The following is a 3438-nucleotide window of genomic DNA, read 5'->3' as shown; positions in this document are numbered from 1 at the left end:
GAGCCGCACCCGCTGCCCGGGGCGGTCGGATGGCGTGCCGGATCCCGCCCTTTTCGGGATGTCGGCCGCCGGGCCCGCGTGCGGGTAGATGGCCCGCCGGTTGGCCGGTAAGCAGTCGGGCCGACCTCGGTAGGTGGGCCGAGGCTATCGATGCGGCGCGGCAATTGTGGACCGTGAAACCTCTGCGTCGGCAAACACATCCGCGAGGCCCGAATGTCGGAACTGGACAGTGATCGGGGTCGGCGCGATCGTCCGCTCCGGAGCAGCCCTTCCGCCGACGCCTGCCCGCCGACCGGCCGGCGACGCGGCCCGATCGGTGCGCCGTCCACCGGCTGCCGGACGGCGATCAGGTCAGCGTGCCGGCGCGGCCACCACCAGGTCGGTCAGGTCGGCGCGGGTCCAGTGCCCGGCCACGCCGGGGCGGTCGGCCAGGTAGGCGACGGTTTGCGCGACCGACCAGCCGTGCGCCGCCCGCAGCCCGGCCGCGATCATCCCCAGGTAGACCGGCGCCGGCGCGGTCCACGCCACCTCGCCCGCGCGCCACGGCGCGGTGAAGGTCAGCATCGGCACCCCGTCGCGCACGCCGACCCGCAGCAGCGTCTCGTACCGGCCGGGGCCGAGGGTGGCCCGCCCGGCCTCGACGGCCACGGCGATCAGGTCGAGGTCGGCGCCGGGCGGGCGGTACATCTCCTGCGCGGCGATGTCGGCGAACTGCCCGGCGGTGAGCAGGTAGCCGCGCGCCGCCGCCGTGCCCGGCAGCTCGGGGTCGTAGAACGCCATCCCGCCCGTCCAGGCCCGGGACTCCCCGGCGAAGTAGACGCCGCCGGGGACCAGCACCGCTTCCGTCCGGCGCGGTGGCCGGCAGTCCCGACACCCGGGGTACGACCGCAGCCCGCCGGGTGGCCGGCCGCCGGAGAGGTACCAGCCGAGTCGCGCCGGATCCATGTTCGACCCGTACGCGACGTACCAGATGAGCCGCACCCGCGAAGGTCAGTAGCCGCAGGTCTGACCGGCGGCGTGGCTGACCTGCACGGTGTGGGTGACGCAGCCGCCGTCGTCCACCGCGTGCAGCAGGAAGGCGGTCGGCTCGTCGACCCAGCCGATCTCGTCGTCGGCGTTCATGGTCAGCGACGCTTGTCGCCAGGTGCTCGGCGCGACGGTCAGCACGGTGCCGGCGTACGCGGTGGTCACCGGGCGGTGCAGGTGGCCGGCGGCGACGCGTACCACGTGGGGGTGTCGGCGGACGACCTCGGCGAGCGCGTCACCGTCGGCGAGCCGGACGGCGTCGGCGGCCGGGACGCCGACAGCGACCGGCGGGTGGTGCAGGCAGACCAGGGCGGGCACGTCGGGGCGGCCGGCCAGCACCCCGTCGAGCCAGCCGAGCTGGTCCTCGCCGAGCCGGCCGCCGCCCTCCCCCGGGGTCAGCGAGTCCAGCACCACGACGGTCACGTCGGGATGGTCGACGTGGTAGTACGCGGAGAAGCCACCGCCCAGGTACGGGGTGCCGCCGAAGGCGTCCAGCAGCGACTCCCGGTCGTCGTGGTTGCCGGCGACCAGGTGCACCGGCAGGGGGTACCGCCCCATCACCTCACGCAGCGTCGCGTACTCGTCGGGGCGACCCTGGTCCACCAGGTCCCCGGTGATCACCACGCAGTCCGGGCGGGGGCGCAGCGCCAGCACCCGGCCGAGCGCGCGGTGCAAACCGGCGGCGGGCACGGCGCCGAGCACGCCGGTGGTCAGGTGTGGGTCACTCAGCTGGGCGATGAGCATGGCTCCTCCACTGGGACCGGGACCTTCACGCTAACCCGGCGAGCCGTCGCGGGCGGGCCCGTCGCGCAGCCCACAGGCCGTGTCCACAGCCTGTGGATGGCACATGTGTACGAACAACAGATGATCTTTCGCGTGGCGGACCGCCGGCGGCTGAGTACGCTTGATCGCAGCCCCGGCACCGGCCGGGCCCGCCCCCACCTGGAAGAACGTGGATCACGAGCGAGTCGTCCGCGACGTCACGGTCCGCCTGCCGATGGCGTCGACCGCCGTCGAGGCGTGCCAGTGGACCGTGACCGCGCTCGCCCGGTACGCCCCCGCGACGATCTCCGTGCTGCTCCAGGTCCACGACCGGCTGCGCTGCGTCGCCGCCACCGGATCATGGCAGGTCTTCTCCACCGTGCCGCCGAAGTCCGGCATCGTCGGCCGGGTCTACGCCTCCGGCGAGGGGGCCACAGTGCCCGACGTCACCGCCGACCCGGACTACCTCCCGCTACGCCCGGACGTGACCGCCGAAATCTGCGTACCGGTGCTCGACCCGGCGGGCCGCCCGATCGGGGTGCTCGACCTGCAGTGGAGCGGGCCGGCCGAGCTGGGGCGGTGGCGGCAGACCGCGGAACGGCTGGCCGGCCGGCTGGGCGCGCGGATCGTGGCCCTCGGCGGGCCGCCGGCCGAGAGCCGCAGCGAGAAGCTGCTGCGCCACGCCACCGCGTTCACCGCCGCCCCGACCGGTCCGGACCTGATGGCCGCGGCCCTCACCGCGGCGCGGGACGTCTCCACCCTCTCCTGCGCCGTGCTGGTGCTCGCCGGCCGGGGCGGCCCCCCGCCTCGGCGACCCGACCGGCGCACTCGGCGAGTTGGAGTCGCGCATCCGGGCCGAGCTGACCGAGGCCGGGGCCGGGCCGCTCAGCCGGATGGTGGCCCGGGCCCACCGGCACGGCACCGCGTACACGCTGGGCGAGGCGGGTCATCCGCCCACGGACGAGTACACCCCGCTGGCCCGGGCCGGGGTACGCACCCTCGTGTCGGTGCCGGTCGGCCAGCCCGACGCCGGAGGCGTGCTGCTGGTCGCCGACGAGCGGTTGCTGCGACCCGACCCGACCACGGTCAACCTGATCGAGCTGCTGGCCGGGCAGGCCTGGGGTGCGCTGGACCGGCTCCGTACGCTGGCCCGGCTCCGCGAGCAGGCCAGCTCCGACCCGCTCACCGGGCTCCGGCACACCGGGCCGTTCGGCCAGCGGATCAGGGCGGCCACGCCGGGTCGTACCGCCCTGCTCGCCATCGACGTGGACGGGTTCAAGACGGTCAACGACACGTACGGCCACCAGGCCGGCGACCGGCTCCTGGTCGGACTGGCCCGGGCGCTGGAGGGGGCGCTGCGCCAGGGCGACGAGCTGTACCGGGTCGGTGGCGACGAGTTCGTCGCGGTGATCGAGGTGAGCCGCCCCGAGGAGGCGGTCCGGATCGCCGAGCGGCTGACCGAGGCGGCCCGACGTACCGGGCGCACCATCAGCGTCGGGGTGGCCCTCCCCCAGGCCGGCGAGTCCCCGGAACTCACCCTCCGCCGCGCCGACCAGGCCCTCTACGCGGTCAAACGCCACGGCCGCGACGGCGTCCGCCTGGCCGCCGCCTGACCCACCCCCAGCGACTCGCCCGCCGCACCCCCACCGA

2 protein-coding genes and 1 pseudogene are annotated in these 3438 nt (G+C 75.4%); 1 reads left to right on the top strand and 2 read right to left on the bottom strand.

What is annotated here, in order from left to right; all coding sequences use genetic code 11:
• Positions 1-351: 351 nt before the first annotated feature.
• Positions 352-981, bottom strand: a complete 630-nt coding sequence (locus tag JNW89_RS31595; protein ID WP_238451850.1) for a histone deacetylase — start codon at positions 979-981, stop codon at positions 352-354.
• Between the two features lie 9 nt (positions 982-990).
• The gene (locus JNW89_RS31590; RefSeq protein ID WP_238451849.1) at positions 991-1770 is read right to left on the bottom strand and encodes a phosphodiesterase; all 780 of its coding nucleotides are present in this window, start codon (positions 1768-1770) and stop codon (positions 991-993) included.
• A gap of 120 nt (positions 1771-1890) precedes the next feature.
• Here JNW89_RS31590 and JNW89_RS31585 point away from each other — a divergent pair.
• Positions 1891-3401: pseudogene (locus JNW89_RS31585) on the top strand (diguanylate cyclase).
• Positions 3402-3438 lie beyond the last annotated feature (37 nt).

The organism is Micromonospora sp. 4G55 (assembly GCF_016803375.1).
The sequence above is the reverse complement of the archived record's forward strand: the minus strand, read 5'-3'. Positions and strand labels throughout refer to the sequence as shown.